Annotated in this window: 24 protein-coding genes; 22 read left to right on the plus strand and 2 right to left on the minus strand. The window is 59.8% G+C overall.

Going from position 1 to position 19,694, the window contains the following annotated elements:
* Positions 1–24 precede the first annotated feature (24 nt).
* From QRN61_RS19775 to recX, 20 genes are all read left to right on the plus strand, one after another.
* Complete coding sequence (locus QRN61_RS19775; protein WP_285374820.1) at positions 25–2,022, plus strand: phage tail tape measure protein; 1,998 nt, start codon at positions 25–27, stop codon at positions 2,020–2,022.
* Positions 2,009–3,244 (plus strand): DNA circularization protein, encoded by a 1,236-nt coding sequence (locus QRN61_RS19780; protein ID WP_285374823.1) that lies wholly within the window; start codon positions 2,009–2,011, stop codon positions 3,242–3,244. Before QRN61_RS19775 ends, QRN61_RS19780 begins: the two co-directional genes overlap by 14 nt.
* A gap of 3 nt (positions 3,245–3,247) precedes the next feature.
* Positions 3,248–4,291: a phage baseplate assembly protein gene (locus QRN61_RS19785; protein WP_285374826.1), complete on the plus strand. Its 1,044-nt coding sequence runs from the start codon at positions 3,248–3,250 to the stop codon at positions 4,289–4,291.
* Positions 4,292–4,431: 140 nt separating this feature from the next.
* A complete protein-coding gene (locus QRN61_RS19790) occupies positions 4,432–4,941 on the plus strand; it encodes a phage baseplate assembly protein V (RefSeq protein ID WP_285374829.1) in 510 nt (169 codons plus the stop codon).
* The gene (locus QRN61_RS19795; RefSeq protein WP_103367828.1) at positions 4,941–5,339 is read left to right on the plus strand and encodes a phage GP46 family protein; all 399 of its coding nucleotides are present in this window, start codon (positions 4,941–4,943) and stop codon (positions 5,337–5,339) included. Before QRN61_RS19790 ends, QRN61_RS19795 begins: the two co-directional genes overlap by 1 nt.
* Positions 5,329–6,375, plus strand: a complete 1,047-nt coding sequence (locus QRN61_RS19800; RefSeq protein ID WP_135295076.1) for a baseplate J/gp47 family protein — start codon at positions 5,329–5,331, stop codon at positions 6,373–6,375. Before QRN61_RS19795 ends, QRN61_RS19800 begins: the two co-directional genes overlap by 11 nt.
* Positions 6,363–6,962, plus strand: coding sequence for a YmfQ family protein (locus QRN61_RS19805; RefSeq protein ID WP_007964344.1), 600 nt, complete (start codon positions 6,363–6,365; stop codon positions 6,960–6,962). Before QRN61_RS19800 ends, QRN61_RS19805 begins: the two co-directional genes overlap by 13 nt.
* A gap of 14 nt (positions 6,963–6,976) precedes the next feature.
* Positions 6,977–8,128: a phage tail protein gene (locus QRN61_RS19810; RefSeq protein ID WP_285374836.1), complete on the plus strand. Its 1,152-nt coding sequence runs from the start codon at positions 6,977–6,979 to the stop codon at positions 8,126–8,128.
* Positions 8,125–8,640: a phage tail protein gene (locus QRN61_RS19815; RefSeq protein ID WP_096795862.1), complete on the plus strand. Its 516-nt coding sequence runs from the start codon at positions 8,125–8,127 to the stop codon at positions 8,638–8,640. Before QRN61_RS19810 ends, QRN61_RS19815 begins: the two co-directional genes overlap by 4 nt.
* A gap of 137 nt (positions 8,641–8,777) precedes the next feature.
* On the plus strand, positions 8,778–9,857 hold the full coding sequence (locus QRN61_RS19820; protein WP_183781442.1) for a tail fiber protein: 1,080 nt from the start codon (positions 8,778–8,780) through the stop codon (positions 9,855–9,857).
* A gap of 7 nt (positions 9,858–9,864) precedes the next feature.
* Positions 9,865–10,431 (plus strand): tail fiber assembly protein, encoded by a 567-nt coding sequence (locus tag QRN61_RS19825; RefSeq protein WP_183781444.1) that lies wholly within the window; start codon positions 9,865–9,867, stop codon positions 10,429–10,431.
* Positions 10,432–10,453: 22 nt separating this feature from the next.
* On the plus strand, positions 10,454–11,350 hold the full coding sequence (locus tag QRN61_RS19830; protein WP_097086502.1) for a gp53-like domain-containing protein: 897 nt from the start codon (positions 10,454–10,456) through the stop codon (positions 11,348–11,350).
* Positions 11,351–11,797 (plus strand): tail fiber assembly protein, encoded by a 447-nt coding sequence (locus QRN61_RS19835; protein WP_097086504.1) that lies wholly within the window; start codon positions 11,351–11,353, stop codon positions 11,795–11,797. It abuts the gene before it with no gap.
* A gap of 18 nt (positions 11,798–11,815) precedes the next feature.
* On the plus strand, positions 11,816–12,976 hold the full coding sequence (locus QRN61_RS19840) for a glycine-rich domain-containing protein (protein WP_285374839.1): 1,161 nt from the start codon (positions 11,816–11,818) through the stop codon (positions 12,974–12,976).
* Positions 12,976–13,230 (plus strand): hypothetical protein, encoded by a 255-nt coding sequence (locus QRN61_RS19845; protein WP_285374840.1) that lies wholly within the window; start codon positions 12,976–12,978, stop codon positions 13,228–13,230. Before QRN61_RS19840 ends, QRN61_RS19845 begins: the two co-directional genes overlap by 1 nt.
* 33 nt (positions 13,231–13,263) lie before the next feature.
* Positions 13,264–13,830: a glycoside hydrolase family 19 protein gene (locus QRN61_RS19850; RefSeq protein WP_285374842.1), complete on the plus strand. Its 567-nt coding sequence runs from the start codon at positions 13,264–13,266 to the stop codon at positions 13,828–13,830.
* Complete coding sequence (locus QRN61_RS19855; RefSeq protein WP_285374843.1) at positions 13,809–14,327, plus strand: lysis system i-spanin subunit Rz; 519 nt, start codon at positions 13,809–13,811, stop codon at positions 14,325–14,327. The genes QRN61_RS19850 and QRN61_RS19855 overlap by 22 nt, the downstream gene beginning before the upstream one ends.
* Positions 14,328–14,395: 68 nt before the next feature.
* On the plus strand, positions 14,396–14,896 hold the full coding sequence (locus QRN61_RS19860) for a CinA family protein (protein ID WP_285374844.1): 501 nt from the start codon (positions 14,396–14,398) through the stop codon (positions 14,894–14,896).
* A gap of 83 nt (positions 14,897–14,979) precedes the next feature.
* A complete protein-coding gene (recA, locus tag QRN61_RS19865) occupies positions 14,980–16,038 on the plus strand; it encodes a recombinase RecA (RefSeq protein WP_003222269.1) in 1,059 nt (352 codons plus the stop codon).
* A gap of 8 nt (positions 16,039–16,046) precedes the next feature.
* Positions 16,047–16,517 (plus strand): recombination regulator RecX, encoded by a 471-nt coding sequence (recX, locus tag QRN61_RS19870; protein WP_027611085.1) that lies wholly within the window; start codon positions 16,047–16,049, stop codon positions 16,515–16,517.
* A 56-nt stretch (positions 16,518–16,573) separates the two neighbouring features.
* On the opposite strand, the gene QRN61_RS19875 is transcribed toward recX, so the two are convergent.
* The gene (locus QRN61_RS19875) at positions 16,574–17,692 is read right to left on the minus strand and encodes an LOG family protein (RefSeq protein ID WP_027611086.1); all 1,119 of its coding nucleotides are present in this window, start codon (positions 17,690–17,692) and stop codon (positions 16,574–16,576) included.
* A 358-nt stretch (positions 17,693–18,050) separates the two neighbouring features.
* Here QRN61_RS19875 and QRN61_RS19880 point away from each other — a divergent pair, with 358 nt between their 5' ends.
* A complete protein-coding gene (locus QRN61_RS19880) occupies positions 18,051–18,245 on the plus strand; it encodes a hypothetical protein (RefSeq protein WP_027611087.1) in 195 nt (64 codons plus the stop codon).
* On the opposite strand, the gene QRN61_RS19885 is transcribed toward QRN61_RS19880, so the two are convergent.
* A complete protein-coding gene (locus QRN61_RS19885) occupies positions 18,246–18,671 on the minus strand; it encodes a PA3611 family quorum-sensing-regulated virulence factor (protein WP_027611088.1) in 426 nt (141 codons plus the stop codon).
* A gap of 189 nt (positions 18,672–18,860) precedes the next feature.
* On the opposite strand from QRN61_RS19885, the gene QRN61_RS19890 reads away from it, so the two are divergent.
* Positions 18,861–19,607, plus strand: coding sequence for a tRNA-uridine aminocarboxypropyltransferase (locus QRN61_RS19890; protein ID WP_285374871.1), 747 nt, complete (start codon positions 18,861–18,863; stop codon positions 19,605–19,607).
* The last annotated feature ends 87 nt before the right edge of the window (positions 19,608–19,694 follow it).

Consider the following 19,694-nt stretch of genomic DNA (forward strand, 5'->3'; position numbering starts at 1 on the left):
CAATGCGATGCAGCAGGTGCAGTGATGGCGAATACAAATTTGAGCCTGATCCCGCAGAACTTTCCCGTCACGGTCAACATGCTCGTGGTGCTCAAGGGCGCCGAGAAAATGGAGACCGAGATGAAGGGGCTGCGCGGCAAGGTCGCAGCATTCAAGAAAAGCATGGAAGACAGCGGCCTCGAGCCGCTGGACGTGGCCGGTTTCATTGCCGAAGGTGGTTTGCTCAAGCCGTTTCAGGACGGCATCAAAAAAGCCATCGAAGCGCAGGATGCGCTGGCGAAGAAAGCCAGGGCACTCAAGGGCCTTAAAGTGCCGAAGGTGGTCCAGGGCGAAACCTCGGCCAACCTGGAAAAATTCAACAAGGCGCTGGATAACATCTCGCTGAAAATCGGTCAGGCGTTGTTGCCGGCGGTTAACGGCATCGTCACGGCGCTGACACCGGTGATGACTTCGATTGGCCAGTTTGTCGCCAACAATCCGTATCTGGTCGAAGGGCTGGCGGCCGCTGCCGTAGCGTTTACGGTGGTCACGGTCGGGGCGATGGGGCTGGTCGCGGTGCTGGGGATTCTGACCTCGCCCATCGGGCTGATTGCGGCGGCTATCGCGGCAGCGGTGGCCATCATCGTGATTGGCGCACGGTTGATTACCAATAACTGGGCGTCGATTTCCGGATTCTTCGGCAGGATGTGGGACTACGTTTCGACGAAATTCAACGCTGGAGTTGCGGCGACCACCCAGGCAGTCGAATCGATGGGCGCATTGATCAGCAAAACGTGGGGAGAGATCAGCGCGGAATTTTTTGCCGGCGTCGACAGCGTCGTCAATATTTACAACGGCTTGGTATCGAAAGCGCAGGCAGGCACTGACAAGCTCGTGGCGGCTTTCGACTTCTCGCCGAGTGAGCTGTGGAACAAGGCGTTGGCGAAAGCCAGCAGCGTTGTCAGTGATTTCTTCGCCAGCACGATGGCGGATGCACAAGTAGGGATCGACAAGCTCAGTGCGAAGTTCGCTTTCTCACCGCGTGAGGTGTGGAACAAGGCGTTGGCGAAGGCCAGTAGCGTTGTCAGTGATTTCTTCGCTGGCACCATGGCGGATACGCAAGCGGGTATCGACAGGCTCAGGGCGAAATTCGATTTCTCGCCGAGTGAAGTGATGAGCAAGGCTTTTGCAACCGCGAGCAATGTCGTCAGTGATTTCTTCGCTGGCGCACAGGCCAAAGCTGCTGCCGGTGTGGACGCGCTCAAGGCGAAGTTCAGTTGGTCGCCAGTGCAGACGATTACTGACGCCTGGGGTTCGCTGAACAATGTGTTTGGCAATCTTGTTGGCGGTGTTGCCGATAACGCCGCGGCGCAGTGGGAGCAGGTTAAATCGATCTTCACGCAATCGCCGGTGGCGATGATTGAATCGGCATGGCAACCCTTGGCGCCCGTTTTTTTCGCGCTGTGGGACGTACTCAGGGCTGGAGCCCAGCCGTTGAAAGACGAGTTTCAAAACCTGTTTGGCAGCGCGCCTGTGGAAGCGGTCATGGCGAAGTGGAATGGCGTGAGCGCGTACTTCTCCGGTCTGTGGGCATCGTTGACCACGGATGCACAAGTGGTGAAGAGCATCTTCGGCGATCTGTTCAGCCAGTCGCCGCTGGAGTCGATCCAGCAGAAATGGCAGCCGGTACTGACCTGGTTCAGCGACATGTGGACAAACCTGCAAGGGATTTTCGGGCAGCTTAAAGAACTGTTCGGTGGCAATTTCTCCGGTGTCTTTGCAACCCTCACCGGTACTGCCCCGGCAGCGCCTGCCGGTGCCCCGAAGTTAAGCAGTTCGCTGCCACAAACCTCCAGCGCCCTGATCCAGCAGAGCGCTGCCAACAACCGTACGCAACTCGAAGGCGGCCTGACCGTGCGCTTCGAAAATGCACCGGCGGGGCTGCGCACCGATCAACCACAAAGCAATCAACCGGGCCTGGCGCTGTCTTCGCGCATCGGCTATCGCTCGCTGTCGGCAGGAGGTTCCAATGAACTGGCGTGACCGTTTGTTGCCGGCATCGTTTCGCGGTGTCGGATTCTGGATCGATCAGGCGAAAACCCCGGTCGGTCGCAAAGGTCAGTTGCACGAATACCCGCAACGCGACCTGCCGTATTTCGAGGATCTCGGCCAGCAGGCCAAGACCCACGACCTGACGGCGTTCATCATCGGCGCCGATTGTCTGGAGCAGCGCGACAAGCTGCTCAAGGCCTTGGAGGCGGGCAGTGGTGAATTGGTGCATCCGTGGCTCGGACGCTTGCAAGTCAAGGTCGGCGAATGCGACATGACCCACACCCGCCAGGACGGCGGGCTGGTGACGTTCAGTCTGAAGTTTTACCCGGACCGGCCGTTGCCGTTTCCGACCGCTACCGTCAGTACGCAAAAAGTTCTGTTGGCCAAGGCTGACACTTTGTTGGGTTCTGCGGTGGCGCGCTTCGAGCAGGCGATGACGTTGATCAAGGCTGCGCGGATCGGCATCGCCAATCTGCGCAACAGCCTGACCGGCGTGTATGAGGTGATCAAAGAGCAGCTCAAACCGCTGATCGAGCAGTATCGGCAGATCACCGAACTGGTCAAAGCGGTCAAGGAGTTGCCCAAGGAAGTGGCGGCGGAGTTCAAGGGCTTGCTCGGCGATATCAAGGAGCTCAAGGAATTCGCGAAGGAGGGCTACCGTGGCGTGATTGCCGACGTGTCCCAACAACTCGAAGCCATCCGCAAGGCCGATGCGCCGAAGATCACCACCGGCAAGGACACCAACGCGGCGGCACAAGCCATGGCCGATCTGGTGCAGGACACCATGCTGGTGAAAGTGGCGCAGTGGGTAGCGTCGATGCCGGTGGCGACTCCGGCGGTGAAGCTGTCGTCGACACCTTCGGTGGCGCATCAGGCGGATCAACCGGTGACTCGTCAGGAAGTGCCGGTGACCGAAGAAATGAAAGCACTGCAGAAGGCGGTCGGGGTGGCAATTGACCCGATGCTGGACAAGGCCGATCCCAAACATCACCAGGCAATTAACGATGTGAAGGAAGCGCTGATTGCGCATCTCAAGGCAGTGGCGTCATCCGGTGTGCGCCAGGTCACCAAATCGTTTCAGGAAAGCCTGCCGGCGCTGGTGGTGGCCTACAAGCAATTTGCCGATGCCACACGGGTGACTCAAGTGACGCAGAGCAACGCGATGAACCATCCGGGCTTTTCTCCCAACGACGTAAAAGTGTCCAGGGAGTGAGCCATGAGCGAGATGGATAACCATGTCACGCTGACCGTCAACAACATGGAATACGGCGGCTGGAAAAGCGTGGAAATCACCGCCGATCTTGAGCGCCAGTTTCGCACCTTCAAACTCGACATCACCTGGCAGTGGCCGGGGCAGACGGTGGATCAACGGATTAAACCGGGTGACCCGTGCGAAGTGAAAATTGGCCAGGACCTGGTGCTCACTGGCTACGTGTTCAAGGCCCCGATCAGTTACGACGGACGCCAGATCAGCCTGAGCATCGAAGGTAGCTCCAAGACTCAGGATCTGGTCGATTGCGCAGCCACCAACCGGCCGAACCAATGGCAGGAGCAACCGCTGCTGAGCATCGTCCAGGCTCTGGCGGCGGAATACTCGCTGTACGTGGTCAACGAAATTCCCGAGACCGCGCGGCTCGCCAAACACACCATCGTGCCGGGCGAAACGGTGTTCCAGTCGATCGACCGATTGCTCTCGCTGTTCCGGGTGTTTTCCACCGATGACGAGCAGGGCCGGCTGGTGCTGGCCAAGCCCGGTAGTGGTGGTCGGGCCAGTGACGCGCTGGAGTTGGGCAAGAACATTCTGTCGGCGAACGCGCCGATGGATCAGAGCCAGGTGTTTTCTGAATACCGAGTGATCGGTCAGCAGAAAGGCTCGGACAATAAGAGCGGGGCGGCCGTCAGCGAGGTTCAATCCAGCGCGGCTGATCTGAGCTTCAAGCGCCGCCGCACCACGATCATCAACGAGGGCACCGCGCTGACGTTCGAGTTGGCCCAGCAACGCGCCCAATGGGAAAGCGCCACCCGCATGGGCCGGGCGCAGACCACCACCTATCAGGTGCAGGGCTGGCGTCAGGCCAATGGCGATCTGTGGCGCCACAACACGCTGGTGAAGGTCACGGATCCGGTGCTCGGCTTTGACGGCGACATGCTGATCTCCAAAGTCACGTATTCGCTCTCGGCGCAGGGCTCGGTGACCACGCTGCAAGTGGCGCCACCGCATACCTTCGATCCTGATCCCACCCCCCCGAAAAAAACCTGAGCCTGACACCGAACCCTGTGGGAGCGAGCCTGCTCGCGAAAGCGCTGGCAGCTTCAACATCAAATCGCCTGACCCACCGCATTCGCGAGCAGGCTCGCTCCCACAGTGGAGCGCGTGATGCCTATCTTTGAGGACAATTCATGAGCCTACTGACACGCCTGCTGGCGCGCGGCACTGTCGTGCTCGCCCATTCGGCATCCAAGCTGCAATCGCTGCAAATGCGCCTCACCGCCGGCGAGGTGAACGACGACATGGAGCATTTCGAACCCTACGGTTTCACCAGCAACCCGCTGGCCGGCGCCGAAGGCATCGTCACGTTTCTCGGCGGTGACCGGTCTCACGCCATCGCCCTGGTGGTCGCCGACCGCCGCTATCGCTTGCAGTCACTGGCCTCTGGCGAAGTGGCGATCTACACCGACGAGGGCGACAAAATTCACTTCAAGCGCGGGCGGATCATCGACATCGAAACCGCCACCCTGAACATCCGCGCCAGCAGCGCGGTGAACTTCGACACGCCGGTGATCAACCAGACCGGCAAGATCGTTTCCACCGGTGATCAACTCGCCGGCAGCATCAGCCAGATCAAACACGTGCACGTCGGCGTGCAGGCCGGCAGCGGCCAGACCGGTGCGCCGGCAGGAGGCAAATAATGCTTGTCAGCCAGAACCTCCACGCCGCACTGACCCGCGCCGTGCTCATCAGCCTGTTCACCTGGCGCCGCGCCGCCGATGACGACGCCCTCGACGACGAGGAGCGCTTCGGCTGGTGGGGCGACAGCTTTCCCACCGTCGCCGACGATCGCATCGGTTCGCGGCTGTGGCTGTTGCGTCGGGTCAAGCTGACCCGACAGACCCAGATGGACGCCGAGTTCTATGCCCGCGAAGCCTTGCAATGGCTGATGGACGACGGCCACTGCAGCGCCATCGACATCATCAGCGAACGCCTCGACGCCCAGCGCCTGAACCTGCGCACGGTCCTGACCCTGGCCGACGGCGAACGTCTGGACATCAACCCCGATAACAGTTGGCAGGTGATCTATGCCGTTTGAAACCCCTTCGCTGCCGGTGCTGATCAAGCGCACCCAAAGCGACCTGGCCGGCGATTCGCTGCGCCAGTCCGATGCGCAAGTGCTGGCCCGCACCCTCGGTGGCGCCGCCTATGGCCTGTACGGTTATCTCGACTGGATTGCCGAGCAGATCCTGCCGGACAAAGCCGACGAATCGACCCTGGAACGCATCGCCGCGCTGCGCCTGAACCAGCCACGCAAACCGGCGCAAGTCGCCACCGGCAGCGTCAGTTTTACCGCGACCGCCGGTGCGGTGCTGGATGTCGACACGCTGCTGCAAGCGAGCGATGGCCGTACCTATAAAGTCACCACCGCGCGCACCACCGTCAATGGCAGCAACACCACCACGATTGCTGCGCTCGACGCTGGCAGCCTCGGTAATGCCGACGCCGGTCTGGCGCTGAACCCGGTGCAGCCGATCGCCGGTGTAGTCGGCAACAGTTTTGTGGTGCTCGCGCCCGGCCTCAGTGGTGGCGTGGCGCGAGAAAGCCTGGAGTCGTTGCGCTCGCGGGTGATCCGCTCTTATCGCGTGATCCCCCACGGCGGTTCGGCGAGCGATTACGAGACCTGGGCGCTGGAAGTGCCGGGTGTGACGCGGGCCTGGTGCCGTGGCGGCCTGCTCGGGCCAGGCACAGTGACGGTGTTCATCATGCGTGACGAAGACCCGCAACCGGTGCCCAACGATGAGCAATTGGCGGAGGTTCAGGAGTACATCGAACCGCTGCGTCCGGTGACGGCGGAAGTACACGTGCAGCGGCCGATTCAGGTGCCGGTGGTGTATCGCTTCAAGAGCGTCAACCCGGACACCACTGCTGTGCGCGCCGCCGTTGAAGCGCAACTGCGCGACCTGCACAACCGCGAGGCCGATCTGGGTGTGCCGCTGCTGATCAGCCATATCCGCGAAGCCATCAGCAGCGCCGGCGGTGAGTACGATCACACGCTGACCGCGCCGGCCGCTGACGTGCCTGCCGGGCAAAGCGAACTGCTGACCTTCGGAGGCTGCGTATGGGGGGCATAAGAACCGCCGCGCAATACCAGGCGCAACTGCGCGCCTTGCTGCCGAGCGGCCCGGCGTGGGATCCGGAACGCGTCCCGGAACTTGAGGAAGTGCTGCAAGGCGTGGCCGTCGAACTGGCGCGCCTCGACGCCCGCGCTGCCGACCTGCTCAACGAGATGGACCCGGCCGGCGTCAGCGAACTGGTGCCGGACTGGGAACGGGTGATGGAGCTGCCCGACCCGTGCCTGGGCGCCACACCGCTGTTCGACGACCGCCGCCTCGCCGTGCGCCGCAGATTGCTCGCGGTCGGCAGTCAGGCTGTCGGTTACTACCTCGACATCGCCAAAAGCCAGGGCTACCCCAACGCCAGCATCACCGAACACGAAGCCCCCCGCATGGGCCGCTCGCGTTTCGGCGCAGCGCACTGGGGCACCTGGGAAGCGCAGTTCATGTGGACGCTCAACACCGGCGGCCGCTTGCTGCTCGGCCGGCGCTACGGCGCGAGCTACTGGGGCGAGCGCTTTGGCGTGAACCCGGGCTCGGCACTCGAGTGCCTGATCCACCGCAGTGCGCCGGCGCATACCAAGGTGCACATCAATTATGACTAGGGAGGAATGACGGGATGGACTATCCGAAGAGTGTGCCCAGCGCCGGTCTGGTGAACGGCAAGTTTATTGATGAAAACCCGCTGACCGGGACGCCGGGGTCGCTGATTCCAGCTGACTGGGGTAACGGAGTCACGCAGGAGATTCTCAACGTGATCAAGGCCGGGGATCTGACCCCGGACGAGAAGAAATACGATCAGTTGTTGCAGGCGATTCAGAACGTTTCGGCCAAGGGCTGGAATCTGGATTCGGCGTTGCCGATCGGGTCGTTGCCGACCGCGACGGTGGCGACGCCGGACGGTCGTCTGGCGATCACTCCGGCAGCGGTTGCCACCAGTGGCGGACGGATCTCGATTCCGGCGGGCGTGCTGATCAGTCTTGGTCAGGAAGTGGTGGCCGGGCAGTTGGGGCGTGCGCGCACATTTACGACACAAGCCTGGAGCAGTGCCGATCTGTTGCCTAACTCTAATTACTTTCTGCGTGCGCAAATAGTTGCCGGTGTGCTGACCTTTTACACGCAGCGCGGCATTATCTATGACGCTACGCCCGAAGGCTTGAAGGGCACGATCAATGGTGCGGCGGGAGGCGGTTTTCAGACGACGCCGCTGGATATTTGTCTGGCATGGGTGGTGACAGCAGGCCCTGGCTCGGTGCCGATTGTCCGACCGATTTATAATCGCGGTCGCTTGTCGTGGACGCAAACAATCAGCGGTAATGGCGTGGTGTACCTGCCACTTGACCCGCATGCCCGTGCCGCGCGGCTGGTGGTGGGCAATGCGACGCCGCATCCGACGCTCGTCACAGCCGTGAATTTTGCTACACCCGGATGGCTGGGTGCCAACTACTGTTTTCTCAATCCAAAGGCTGCCGCGTCGAGCAATTGGGATGGTTGGGCCATTGCGGGTGAGACGGTACGGGTTATTACCAACAACGAGGTGAGTGACACAACCGTGTCGACACTGACCGCCAGCTTCGACCACAGCATGTTGCGTTCCCTGTGGCAGACCTATCAAGCCGAACACGCTTTTGGTGCCGATAACGGTTCAAGTGACGAATTGCTGTTCAGCATGGGCATCAAAAATCTCCTCCCAAGCGACTACGCCAACGGTGTTGCGCTCAATTTTTCAGCGGCGGTGAATATCAATCTTTCCTGGGAGCTGATCCGATGATCATCATTCAAGAGTTGCATCAGTTCGAGGAAGGCTTGCGCCCGGCCCAGCCATCCATTGCCCATGATTGGGATGGAGAAAAATGGCAGCTGAATGCATCCAGAGTTGCCGAGCTGGAACTTCAGGAAGCCGAACAGCTGTGTTCCAAGGTCGACGCGGCCGCCGACAGTGCTCGCACCGTTTTGGCCGGCGACCCGCTCAAGGCCATGGAGTACGCCCAGGCTGCTGCCGACGCTCAGGTTTATCAAGACGCCGGCTATCCGAAAAAAGAGGTGCCATTGTCGGTCGCTGCGTGGGTAGTCAAAGGTCGAACTGCCAAACAGGCAGCCGAGCAGATCCTGAGCAAGGCCGACCAACTCACCGATCATCTGCTGACCCTGCGCACCTTGCGCCTGAAGGCCAAAAGCCAGATCCGCGCGCATGCGGCCAAAGGCAATCTCGATCTGGCGCGAAGTGCGAGCGATGACGCGTTGGCGGCGATTCGCGAACTGCTCAGCAGCCAGAATCTCTAGTCGTAACGCTTTCGTTCTGCTTCACCCAAGCCCACTTCACCGTGGGCTTTTTATTTTCAGAAAACAGACCGCCGCTGGCTCGTACTCGCGATCGCCACGACGCGGTTCATTTGTTATTTCAGAGGAACGAGAAACCTATGGATTATCCAAAAAGCGTCCCCAGCGTTGGCCTGGTCGATGGCCGCTTCGTAGATGAAAACCCGGTCGCCGGCACACCGGGGTCGTTGATTCCGGCGGTGTGGGGCAACAGCGTGACTCAGGAGATCCTGAGTGTGATTTACGGTGGCGGGTTGGTGCCGTCCGAGGCGGATACCGGGCAGCTGTTCAAGGCAATTCAGTCGATTATCGGCAAGGCCAGCCCCATGCGTTCGTCCATCACACGGGTCAACTCATCCCGGTTGTTGACCAGCGAAGAGCTAGGCCTGGTCCTCATTGATGCCGGTGCTGGCGCACTCAGTGTCAGCCTGCCGTCAGCCAATGCGGGTCTGGGGGTGCGAGACGTTATTGTCCGGCGGCTGGATAACAGCGGTAGTCGTCTGGTTGTTCAAGTTTCAAGTGGTGACTCAATCAAATTCCATACCCACCTGAACACCTCGGGGTATCCATTTCTGGTGTTGATGGGCGCAGGTGACTGGTGGCATCTGCGCAGTGATGGCGCGGGTAACTGGTGGCCGGTCGGTCGTTTCGACGGCTCTTCACTGGGGCACATTGTCTTTGAAACTGCGCTGGCAGTATTACCGGGTGGCTATGCCGCTTTGAACGGTTCGTTACTCAGTCGCGCAGAGTGGCCGTGGCTTTGGGATCACGCGCAACAGTCCGGAATGCTGCGTTCCGAAGCTGATCGTGGTGGTGCGTGGACGCCTGGAGATGGTGCCACGAACTTCCGTTTACCAGAGGCTCGCGGTGAATTTTTACGGGTACTCGCTGAAGGCGGATTGATCGACCCGGGACGTGCACCTGGCTCTTGGCAAAAAGGCTCTTTAGTTCAGGGCGACAATGGAATGGGCGACAACATTTTGTTCGCAACACATATCAACTCCCAAAAACCTCAGTTGGGCTTTGATATGGGTAACTACACCGATTACGTGGGCTCCACTGTTAAATACATCACACCTGCAGCGCCGGTTACGCCAATCTCGGACGCTGATTTGCTGAACCATGGCGGTATCACGCGCCCTCGAAATATTGCCTATCCGGGTCGGATCAAACTTATCTGAGGTGCCCATGTTTAATTATCTGATTGATCACTTGGGCTGTTTGACAGGCCCTGTCGAGTTCGATGTCACACCGGGTCTTGGTGTTCAACTGCCGAGTAATGCGATTCAACTTTCTTTCCAGTTGCCGGCGCCTGAGAGCGGCCGAGTGTGGACCTTGGTTAACAGTGTTCCCCGTGAGTTGATAGACCGCCGTGGCATGGTTTATCGCAAGGACGGTGGCGCGCAACAGATATGGACCGAGCTGGGTGAGTTGCCTGACACCCTGACCGCGCAACCATGGCCAGGTGAATTCCACCTCTGGCGCGACAACGCCTGGGTGCTGGATGAGCAGGCTCGTTTGGCGAGCATCAGACAGCAATGTCTCGGCAAGCGCGACGCACTGCTGCGCGACGCCGTCCTGCGCATCGCCCCGCTGCAATACGCCGAGGATATTGGCGATGCCAGCCACGACGAACAACTGCTGCTGATCGAATGGAAGCTCTACAGCGTCGAGCTGAACCGGATCGAAAAACAGGCTGGTTTTCCTGACGAAATTACCTGGCCGGTTGCGCCCGAATCAGCAGTAAACACCTGACTCACACATAAGGAGAAGTACCGTGGACTACCCAAACAGTGTCCCGAGTGCCGGTCTGGTCAACGGCCGGTTTGTCGATGAAGACCCGCTGACCGGCAAGCCGGGGTCGTTGATTCCGGCGAAATGGGGCAACAGCGTTACCCAAGAGTTGTTGAATATCATCAATGCTGGCGGCACCGCTCCGACGGAAGCGAAAGATGATCAGGTGTTAACCGCATTACGCAGCAACAAGTTGTTTTTGACTTCACCGCAGTTCTCCAATGATCAGTCGATGGCCACCACTGAGTTTGTTACGCGGGCGGGATTACAGTTCTCCGGTTTTGCTTCTTACGCCGCCAGCACGGTATTGAACGCTGCGAATATTGGCGGTGTCGCGAGTTTCTCCAGTGCCAGCGCGCTGACTGCGACGCTGCCGTCTACCAATGGTGTGGCCCATGCGAGCACCATTCACGTAATCAACGCAGGTACCGGCGTGTTGACCGTCAATCCTTCCGGTAACGATGGGCTTCTCACCTGTAATGGCACATCCGGCCCGCTCAAGTTGGGTATTGGTGACACTGCCTACCTGATCAAACTCACGGGACAGTGGCGCCTCTATGGCGGCTCGGTGAGTGATCGATATGCGTCGGCGCACTCCGGTGTGTACGGCAACATTGGCTACCAGCGTTATGCCAGCGGCAATATCGATCAATGGGGTGTTGGCACGACGGATGCCAATGGCGATGTCAACGTCGTCTTTCCGATCTCTTTCCCTACCGCGTTTTCTTCGATCATCGCCATGCACGTAGGAGGCGATGGAGCGATGGTCGTCATGTACGCGAACTCTGCGTCGAAGCAGGGGTGCCGTCTGAAAGTTCGAAGCTACAGCGGCGAAGTGTCTGCAGGCTGGGGTATCAACTTCTTCGCAAAGGGTTATTAAATGAATCCGTTCAATGTCTTGTTCAGCGCCAGCACCCGTGGGGTTTATGTTCCCGCTATCAACTCATCGGATATTCCGGATGACGTCATTGAAATTCCCCAGACCTATTGGATCTCACTGCTGCAGCAACTGGCGGTGAGTGCAAAAGTGGTCGGTGTGCACGCGGATAACGGTTATCCGACTCTGGTTGATCCACCACCTTATTCGGCAGAAGAAGCGGCAGATGCTGAACGTAGCTGGCGTACAGCACAACTGGCTGCCACCGATGGTCTGGTTGCACGTGATCGTGATGAGCTTGAAGACGGTGGTGGCACGACGCTGACCAGCGAGCAATATGCCGAGCTGCAAACCTATCGCCGCGAATTGCGCGATTGGCCGCAGGGTTCTTTTTTTCCTTTCAGTGAGCATCGGCCTGTAGCGCCGCGTTGGTTGGCAAATGCGGTTTGAGCCGTAGAGGAAACATACATGGATTATCCAAAAAGCGTTCCCAGCGTCGGGCTGGTGAACGGCAAGTTCGTCAATGAAGATGTCGTCGCGGGATTGCCCGGATCGTTGATTCCGGCGACCTGGGGCAACAGCGTCACCGATGAGTTGTTGAACGTCGTCAAATCCGCCGGCCTTGAGCCAAGCGAAGCCGATGCAACCCAATTGTTGCAAGCGGTGCAAAAACTCAGTCAGGCAGGTGAAGACAAACATGCCACTGACATCGGCGCCGCCAATCTATACATGGCCAATTATGTGCCTCCCATCACCGCGTTGAAGGACGGCTTGGCGCTGCGCTTTACCGCCGGTAATGCCAATACCGGAGCGAGTACCTTTGCACCGAACGGGTTGATGCCCAAGCCGCTGGTAAATCTTGCATCGAGTGCATTGCGGCCTGCCGAGATTGTCGGCGGCAGTGTGTGTTCGGTGGTGTACAGCGCGGCGTTGGACAGTTGGGTGCTGGTGTATGCCGGCGGTGGCAGTGGTGCCAGTGGGCGGTTGTTGAGTGTGAGGGCGTTCACCTCGTCTGGCACTTATGTGCCGACGGTGGGGATGAAGAATGTGTTGGTGAAAGTTGTCGGCGGAGGGGGCGGGAGTGCAGGCATTGTTGGGACAACTGCTTCCCAGTATTCGCTTGCAGGTGGAGGGGCCTCTGGTAGTTACGCGGAAGCCTGGCTTTCGGCCGCAACGGTTGGAGCCAGTCAGATCGTCACGGTGGGCGTTGGTGGCGCCGCAGGTTTGATCGCATCCGACGCTGGAACGGGCGGAACCAGCTCCTTGGGATCGTTGGTTTCAGCGCCTGGCGGTGCTGGTTCGACCTCTTTGGGTTACACCAGCTTCCCAGGGACCGGTCTGTATGTTGGTGGGTATCCCGGCCAAGCTGCGAAAGGCGGGAACATCGTCAGCATGGCGGGTTCTGCCGGTTCGACAGGTATTTCCATCAATGCGTCGACCCTGGCCGGACATGGTGCCAACTCGCCCTTGGGCAATGGTGGTGTTGCCAGCAGTGCGCAGGGAGCAATCGCGGCCCCTGGTTCCGGGTTCGGTTCCGGGGCGGGCGGCATTGCCAACGCCCCCAGTCAATCTGGCAGACCGGGGGCTTCCGGTGCCCCTGGTGCAGTGATTATCTACGAGTACGCCTGATGAAAACCTACGCACGCATCGTCAACAACACTGTGGCCGAACTGTTCTCGACTGACGGCAACATGGCCAATATGTTCCATCCGGAACTGCTGTGGGTCGACATCACCGACGTGACACCGACACCGCAAATCGACTGGAACGCCAACTTCGGCACTCTCGGCTGGGTGTTCACGGCCCCCGAGGTCGCGGCCCCGAACAACACCCTGACAACTCTGGCAAAAAAATGGCTGGGGGCTGTTGCCCGTCAACCATGATTCAATCGGAGCATCCAGGGAGGATTACGCATCATGCAAATCACTGAAGACAACCTTAAAACCATCATGCCCAACGCCCGCTCCCAAGCGGGCGTTTTTGTTTCTGCACTGAATAACGCAATGAATCACCGCCATATCGACTCGCCAAAACGCATCGCCGCGTTTCTTGCGCAGATCGGTCACGAGTCGGGCCAGTTGCAATACGTGCGCGAGCTGGGCAACAACCAGTACCTGAGCAAATACGACACCGGCACGCTGGCGTTACGTCTGGGCAACACGCCCGAGGCCGACGGCGACGGACAGAAGTACCGTGGTCGCGGGCTGATCCAGATCACCGGGCGCAGCAACTATCGGCAGTGCAGCCTCGGCCTGTTCGGCGATGAGCGCTTGCTGTCCTTGCCGGAATTGCTTGAGCAACCGCAATGGGCAGCGGAATCGGCGGCATGGTTCTGGGAGCAGAACGGCCTGAACGATCTGGCCGACCGCGACCAGTTCAACAGCATCACCCGCCGAATCAACGGCGGGTTGAATGGCCTGCAGGATCGTCTGGACATCTGGGCGCGGGCGAGGGCGGTGCTATGTCCGTCTCCTGGCGTTTAACCGGCTTTTTGTTGCTGACCTTGGGGGGCGCTGCGCTGGCCTGGCAGTTTCAGGACTGGCGTTACGGGGGCCAACTCGCGGAGCAGGCGCGGTTAAACGCCGACACTCTCAATCAGCTGAATGTGGCCGCAGCCAGCGCGCAGCAGGTCGAGCAGGATAAACGTCTGGCCCTTGAGCAACGCCTCGCGGCCAGTGAACAAACCCACTATCGAGCACTCAGTGATGCCCAACGCGATCAGGATCGCCTGCGCGATCGTCTTGCCACTGCTGATCTGCGCCTGTCAGTCCTCATCGACGCCGGCGACGCTGCCCAAGGCTGCGGGGTGCCAGCCACCGCCGGCGCCGGCGGCGTGGATCATGCAGCCGTACGCGCCCGACTTGACCCGGCGCATGCTCAACGAATTATCGCCATCACCGACACCGGCGACCGCGGACTGATTGCCTTGCAGGCCTGTCAGGCCTATGTCAGAGCGCTGGCGCCTGAACATTTTGAATGAGTCTGTGTATTGAAAGCGCAACCGGGTCGTGTACGGTGGTAGTCATTCCACCCGATCCGGAGCGCACCGTGAAAGAGATCACTCAACTGGCTGCCGAGCTTGGCCGACGTTTGCAGTTGCTCAACGCCCACGTCACCACGGCCGAGTCGTGTACCGGTGGCGGGATTGCTGAGGCGATCACGCGGATTCCCGGGAGTTCGGCGTGGTTCGAGGCCGGTTACGTGACCTACTCCAACCGGCAGAAGACCCAGCAACTGAATGTGCCCGCCGACTTGTTCGGCACGGTGGGTGCGGTCAGCCGCGAAGTCGTCGAGGCGATGGTGCGTGGTGCGCAGAAGCACAGTCTGGCGCGGTTTGCCGTGGCGGTCAGCGGCGTGGCGGGGCCCGATGGCGGTACACCGAACAAACCGGTGGGCACGGTGTGGCTGGCCTGGGGCGTGGGCGATGCGGTTTCCAGTGAGGTTCAGCACTTCCCCGGCAACCGCGATGAAGTCCGCCGACAAACGGTGAAGGCCGCGCTAGAGGGGCTGTTGCGACTAGCGGCACGAGAAATCGAAAATCAGGGGTAGGCGATCCGCGAACGCTGTGGAATAATACTGGCTACTTATACAGGTGTTGGCCGTCAGGCCTTATTGATTACGTGAGGACTTTAATGGACGACAACAAGAAGAAAGCCTTGGCTGCGGCCCTGGGTCAGATCGAACGTCAATTCGGCAAGGGTGCCGTAATGCGTATGGGCGATCAGGACCGTCAGGCGATCCCGGCTATCTCCACCGGCTCTCTGGGTCTGGACATCGCACTCGGCATTGGCGGTCTGCCAAAAGGCCGTATCGTTGAAATCTACGGTCCTGAATCTTCCGGTAAAACCACACTGACACTGTCCGTGATCGCCCAGGCTCAAAAAGCCGGCGCGACCTGCGCTTTCGTCGACGCCGAACACGCCCTCGACCCTGAGTACGCCGGCAAGCTGGGCGTCAACGTCGACGACCTGCTGGTGTCCCAGCCGGACACCGGCGAACAGGCACTGGAAATCACCGACATGCTGGTGCGCTCCAACGCAGTAGACGTGATCATCGTCGACTCGGTGGCGGCACTGGTACCGAAGGCTGAAATCGAAGGCGAAATGGGTGACATGCACGTGGGCCTGCAAGCCCGTCTGATGTCCCAGGCGCTGCGTAAAATCACCGGTAACATCAAGAACGCCAACTGCCTGGTGATCTTCATCAACCAGATCCGCATGAAGATCGGCGTGATGTTCGGCAGCCCGGAAACCACCACCGGTGGTAACGCGCTGAAGTTCTACGCCTCGGTCCGTCTCGACATCCGCCGTACCGGCGCGGTGAAGGAAGGCGACGAAGTGGTCGGCAGCGAAACCCGCGTCAAGGTTGTGAAGAACAAGGTGGCGTCGCCGTTCCGTCAGGCCGAGTTCCAGATCCTTTACGGCAAGGGCATCTACCTCAATGGCGAGATGATCGACCTGGGCGTGCTGCACGGTTTCGTCGAGAAATCCGGCGCCTGGTATGCCTATGAAGGCACCAAGATCGGTCAGGGCAAGGCCAACTCGGCCAAGTTCCTGGCAGACAACCCGGAAGTCGCTGCCAAGCTCGAGAAGCAGCTGCGTGACAAACTGCTGTCGCCAGCGGTGATCGCCGACTCCAAGGCTTCTGCGGTCAAAGAGACCGAAGACGACCTGGCTGACGCTGATATCTGATCGCAGCGATGACCACCGCTGTACTCGATACCCTCGTCGCGGTGCGGCGAACTGCCATGGACCTGCTCGCTCGACGCGAGCACGGTCGAGTCGAACTGACGCGTAAATTGCGTCAGCGCGGCGCTGAGGCGGAAATGATCGAAACAGCCCTCGACCGGTTGACGGAAGAGGGGCTGCTTTCCGAAGCCCGTTACCTTGAAAGCTTTGTTTCCTACCGTGCCCGCTCCGGCTATGGCCCTTTGCGCATTCGCGAAGAGCTGGGTCAGCGTGGTTTGCAACGCGCCGATATCGAACTCGCCCTGCGTGAAAGCGGTATCGACTGGCAGGAGCAGCTTCGCGAGACGTGGCAACGCAAGTTCTCGGGACACTTGCCGATTGACGCCAAGGAGCGCGCCAAACAAGGCCGATTCCTCGCCTATCGGGGTTTTTCGATGGAGATGATCAACCGCTTGTTCAGCGGCAGAAGCATGGACGATTAAGTCGGTTTAAATAGAAACGGCCCGCTATGAAAATAGCCGGCCGTTTTTTTTTGCCTTCAAATTACCTTTGATGGCTCACGTGCACGTTGGGCGGTCTGCGGTTGGGTGTGAGCCCAGTTTTCGGGGAGGTTGATGTAATCCACCAGTTCCCTGAGACGGCCATGATTTCGGGCATTGAACGCGAAAGCCAACCGCACCAGGTGGCTGTACTGCGCTTCGTCATGTTCCTCGCCGCTGTAAGCGTGTTGATGGAACTGGTCACTCAGGCACAGATCGGCGAAAGCCTCCTGCATATGCGCCATCGCCACGTCACTGAGCTTGTGATGCATACGAATCACGAACTGACGCTTGAGCCAGCGACTGGAGTGGAAGTTGCTGTAGAACTGGTTGATCTGATCCACCGCCTCATCGACGTTATAGACCAGACGCATCAATTTCAGGTCGGTGGGCAGGATGTAGTGGTTTTCTTCGAGTTGCTGGCGAATGAAATCCAGTGCGCCTTGCCAGAAGGTTCCGCCCGGCGCGTCCAGCAACACCACCGGCACCAACGGGCTTTTGCCGGTCTGGATCAGCGTCAGTACTTCCAGTGCCTCGTCCAAGGTGCCGAACCCGCCAGGGCACAGCACCAGCGCATCGGCTTCCTTGACGAAGAACAGTTTGCGGGTGAAGAAAAAATGGAACGGCAGCAGATTGCCGGTGCCGTCCACAGTCGGGTTGGCATGCTGCTCGAAGGGCAGGGTGATGTTGAACCCGAGGCTGTGGTCACGCCCGGCGCCTTCGTGCGCGGCGGCCATGATCCCGCCACCCGCACCGGTGATGACCATCATGTCTGATCGCGTCAGGGCCGCGCCGAGTTCCCGGGCCATTGCATACAGGGGGTGCTCGACCGGCGTGCGCGCCGAGCCGAATACCGTGACTTTGCGTCGTCCCTTGAATTGTTCCAGCACCCGGAACGCCTGCTCCAGTTCACGCAGGGCCTGCAGGGTGATCTTGGCGTTCCAGCGGTTGTGATCCTCTTGGGCCATGCGCAGCACGGTCAGGATCATGTCGCGATAAATCGGCAGGTTCGGGCTGTCGGGGGAAATCTGCTTGAGCTGTTCTTCAACCTTGCTGATGAGGTCGGGGCCGCTTTCCTGAAAATGCCGGCTGAGCAGGTCATTCGGTTGGTAAGGCATTCAACGTCTCCTTCTGCACAGAGCGGGTGGCCCTGACGTGCGGCGTCAGTGCCGTGCTGCAAAAACACACACACTCGGCAGCTCCTTTTTCTGCCGTGAACAGGTGATCGGGAATACTTTGAATCTAGACCCTTGCGAGCCATTGCGCTGAGTTGATCTTTACGCCGCGCAGGCTTTCCTGGCAACCGTTGCGGGCTGGCTGGCAATGAATATTCACCACTCGTCCGAACGTACGCCGTAGAGCAATCACTCTGATTTACTAACCTACAGGCACTGTACGACAGCTTTGAGTCGGCAACCGTACGCAGGGTGCGCGCTTTTCAAGGATTCGCGGGTAGCAGGCATGGAGGCGGGAGAGATGGCCAGAGTGGTTCTGGAAATCGATACGCAGTTGTATCGGATGCTGAAAGCATCAGCCGAGACCAATCAAGTGAGTCTCGAAGAGGAGTGCTGCCGTCGGTTGGCAGGTGGAGAACGGCGTTCTCGCTACTTGCAGGCCCTGGTGGCCGAATTGCGCGCCGAGGATGAACAACGGCGCGCCAATACCCGATGATTACTTCTTCTTCGCCGGGGCAGCTTTCGGGCAATCGGAATCCTGGTAGCTGGCCGAGCCGATGGCCTTGTTGGTTTTATATTCACTGAAGTCGTAACGCATGATCGCACCCTTGGCCATCAGCTTGCGGTACGACGGGTTATTGCACACCGAAGCACCCAGCTGGAAATACACGGCTTTTGGGTCAGCGCGCATCTTTTCGGCGTGGCTGGCCTGGACGCTCAGGTGGTTGATCAGGGTAACGCCCTCAACGGTGTAGCCCTGATCGAGAATGTCTTCATTGATCGCCCGCGGCGTGCCGACGCTGCTTTGCTCGGCGATGTTGCGCAGTTCTTTGTTCAGATTCTGCTCTTTCAAGGACGCCGCTTGTGCGCTGAAGGACAACGCCAGTGCGATGGCCGCGGTAGGAACGATAAGGCGCAGCATGAAACTCTCCTGATTCAGTGACTGGTGGTTCGACCAGCCCCGTGGCTGTGCGTTCAGTGGCGCCGGATTATAGGGGAGCCGGTCGGGACGGTACAGGTTTGCGCTCGTCGCTCTGGTAAACTGCCGGCCTTTATTGCCTTGCCGAGTGCTGTGTGTGTCGAGTTTTCCTGCCATAAGGCGTTGCCCGTGATCCATCATGCCCCCAACGCCGTAGCCCGCTTGCGTGACCAGCGCGAGGACGAAGGTATCAAGCCGATTCAGGCCCGTGGTTTTCGCTCCGAGCGTTGCCGCGACTGCCGGGTGATCATCAGCCACTGCCTGTGCGCCTGGCGGCCGACCGTCGAAACCCGTTCCGGTGTGTGTCTGATCATGACCGGCAAGGAAGTGTTCAAGCCGAGCAACACTGGCTGGTTGATCGCCGATGTGGTGCGCGACAACCATGCGTTCATCTGGTCGCGCACCGAACCCGACCCGCGGATGCTGGCGCTGCTCAGCGACCCGAAATGGCAGCCGTACCTTGTATTTCCCGGCGAATATGTAGAACCGTCGCGGGTGACCAACACCGTCGTGCCCGATAGCAGCAAGCGTCCGTTGTTCATCCTGCTGGATGCGACCTGGACCGAGGCGCGCAAGATTTTCCGCAAGAGTCCGTACTTTGACCGTTTGCCGATTCTCAGCCTGCTGCCCGACAGACTCTCGCGTTATCGCCTGCGCCGCTCGACCCGCAGCGAGCACCTGTGCACCGCCGAAGTCGCGGCTTTGTGCCTGGAACTGGCCGGGGACAGCGACGCAGCGTCGGCACTGGACGCTTACTTCGATGTGTTCAGCCAGCACTATCTGGGCGCCAAACAACAGTTGCCGCTCAACGAGTCGACTCCGGCCCACGCCGAGCTCTTGCCTTATATACGAAAGCCGCAAGCGGTGTTGGCCCGATAGTGGCCCATACTTCACCCAGTGGCGGCCGTGCTGCTTGACCACCCCGGCTACGCTGGGCATGCTTGGCGCCGATTGGGGTGCGGCCAA

The organism is Pseudomonas sp. lyk4-TYG-107 (assembly GCF_030209055.1).
In the GTDB taxonomy this organism is placed as follows: Bacteria; Pseudomonadota; Gammaproteobacteria; order Pseudomonadales; family Pseudomonadaceae; genus Aquipseudomonas; species Aquipseudomonas putida_A.

Excerpts from the sequence above, each read along its gene's own strand:
- QRN61_RS19810 (WP_285374836.1), top strand. The coding sequence starts at position 6,977 with ATGGACTATCCGAAGAGTGTGCCCAGCGCCGGTCTGGTGAACGGCAAG.
- QRN61_RS19845 (WP_285374840.1), top strand. The coding sequence starts at position 12,976 with ATGAAAACCTACGCACGCATCGTCAACAACACTGTGGCCGAACTGTTC.
- QRN61_RS19820 (WP_183781442.1), top strand. The coding sequence starts at position 8,778 with ATGGATTATCCAAAAAGCGTCCCCAGCGTTGGCCTGGTCGATGGCCGC.
- QRN61_RS19850 (WP_285374842.1), top strand. The coding sequence starts at position 13,264 with ATGCAAATCACTGAAGACAACCTTAAAACCATCATGCCCAACGCCCGC.
- QRN61_RS19780 (WP_285374823.1), top strand. The coding sequence starts at position 2,009 with ATGAACTGGCGTGACCGTTTGTTGCCGGCATCGTTTCGCGGTGTCGGA.
- QRN61_RS19790 (WP_285374829.1), top strand. The coding sequence starts at position 4,432 with ATGAGCCTACTGACACGCCTGCTGGCGCGCGGCACTGTCGTGCTCGCC.
- QRN61_RS19825 (WP_183781444.1), top strand. The coding sequence starts at position 9,865 with ATGTTTAATTATCTGATTGATCACTTGGGCTGTTTGACAGGCCCTGTC.
- QRN61_RS19835 (WP_097086504.1), top strand. The coding sequence starts at position 11,351 with ATGAATCCGTTCAATGTCTTGTTCAGCGCCAGCACCCGTGGGGTTTAT.
- QRN61_RS19795 (WP_103367828.1), top strand. The coding sequence starts at position 4,941 with ATGCTTGTCAGCCAGAACCTCCACGCCGCACTGACCCGCGCCGTGCTC.
- QRN61_RS19815 (WP_096795862.1), top strand. The coding sequence starts at position 8,125 with ATGATCATCATTCAAGAGTTGCATCAGTTCGAGGAAGGCTTGCGCCCG.
- QRN61_RS19785 (WP_285374826.1), top strand. The coding sequence starts at position 3,248 with ATGAGCGAGATGGATAACCATGTCACGCTGACCGTCAACAACATGGAA.
- QRN61_RS19800 (WP_135295076.1), top strand. The coding sequence starts at position 5,329 with ATGCCGTTTGAAACCCCTTCGCTGCCGGTGCTGATCAAGCGCACCCAA.
- QRN61_RS19875 (WP_027611086.1), bottom strand. The coding sequence starts at position 17,692 with ATGCCTTACCAACCGAATGACCTGCTCAGCCGGCATTTTCAGGAAAGC.
- QRN61_RS19855 (WP_285374843.1), top strand. The coding sequence starts at position 13,809 with ATGTCCGTCTCCTGGCGTTTAACCGGCTTTTTGTTGCTGACCTTGGGG.
- QRN61_RS19885 (WP_027611088.1), bottom strand. The coding sequence starts at position 18,671 with ATGCTGCGCCTTATCGTTCCTACCGCGGCCATCGCACTGGCGTTGTCC.
- QRN61_RS19775 (WP_285374820.1), top strand. The coding sequence starts at position 25 with ATGGCGAATACAAATTTGAGCCTGATCCCGCAGAACTTTCCCGTCACG.
- QRN61_RS19880 (WP_027611087.1), top strand. The coding sequence starts at position 18,051 with ATGGCCAGAGTGGTTCTGGAAATCGATACGCAGTTGTATCGGATGCTG.
- recX (WP_027611085.1), top strand. The coding sequence starts at position 16,047 with ATGACCACCGCTGTACTCGATACCCTCGTCGCGGTGCGGCGAACTGCC.
- QRN61_RS19805 (WP_007964344.1), top strand. The coding sequence starts at position 6,363 with ATGGGGGGCATAAGAACCGCCGCGCAATACCAGGCGCAACTGCGCGCC.
- recA (WP_003222269.1), top strand. The coding sequence starts at position 14,980 with ATGGACGACAACAAGAAGAAAGCCTTGGCTGCGGCCCTGGGTCAGATC.
- QRN61_RS19840 (WP_285374839.1), top strand. The coding sequence starts at position 11,816 with ATGGATTATCCAAAAAGCGTTCCCAGCGTCGGGCTGGTGAACGGCAAG.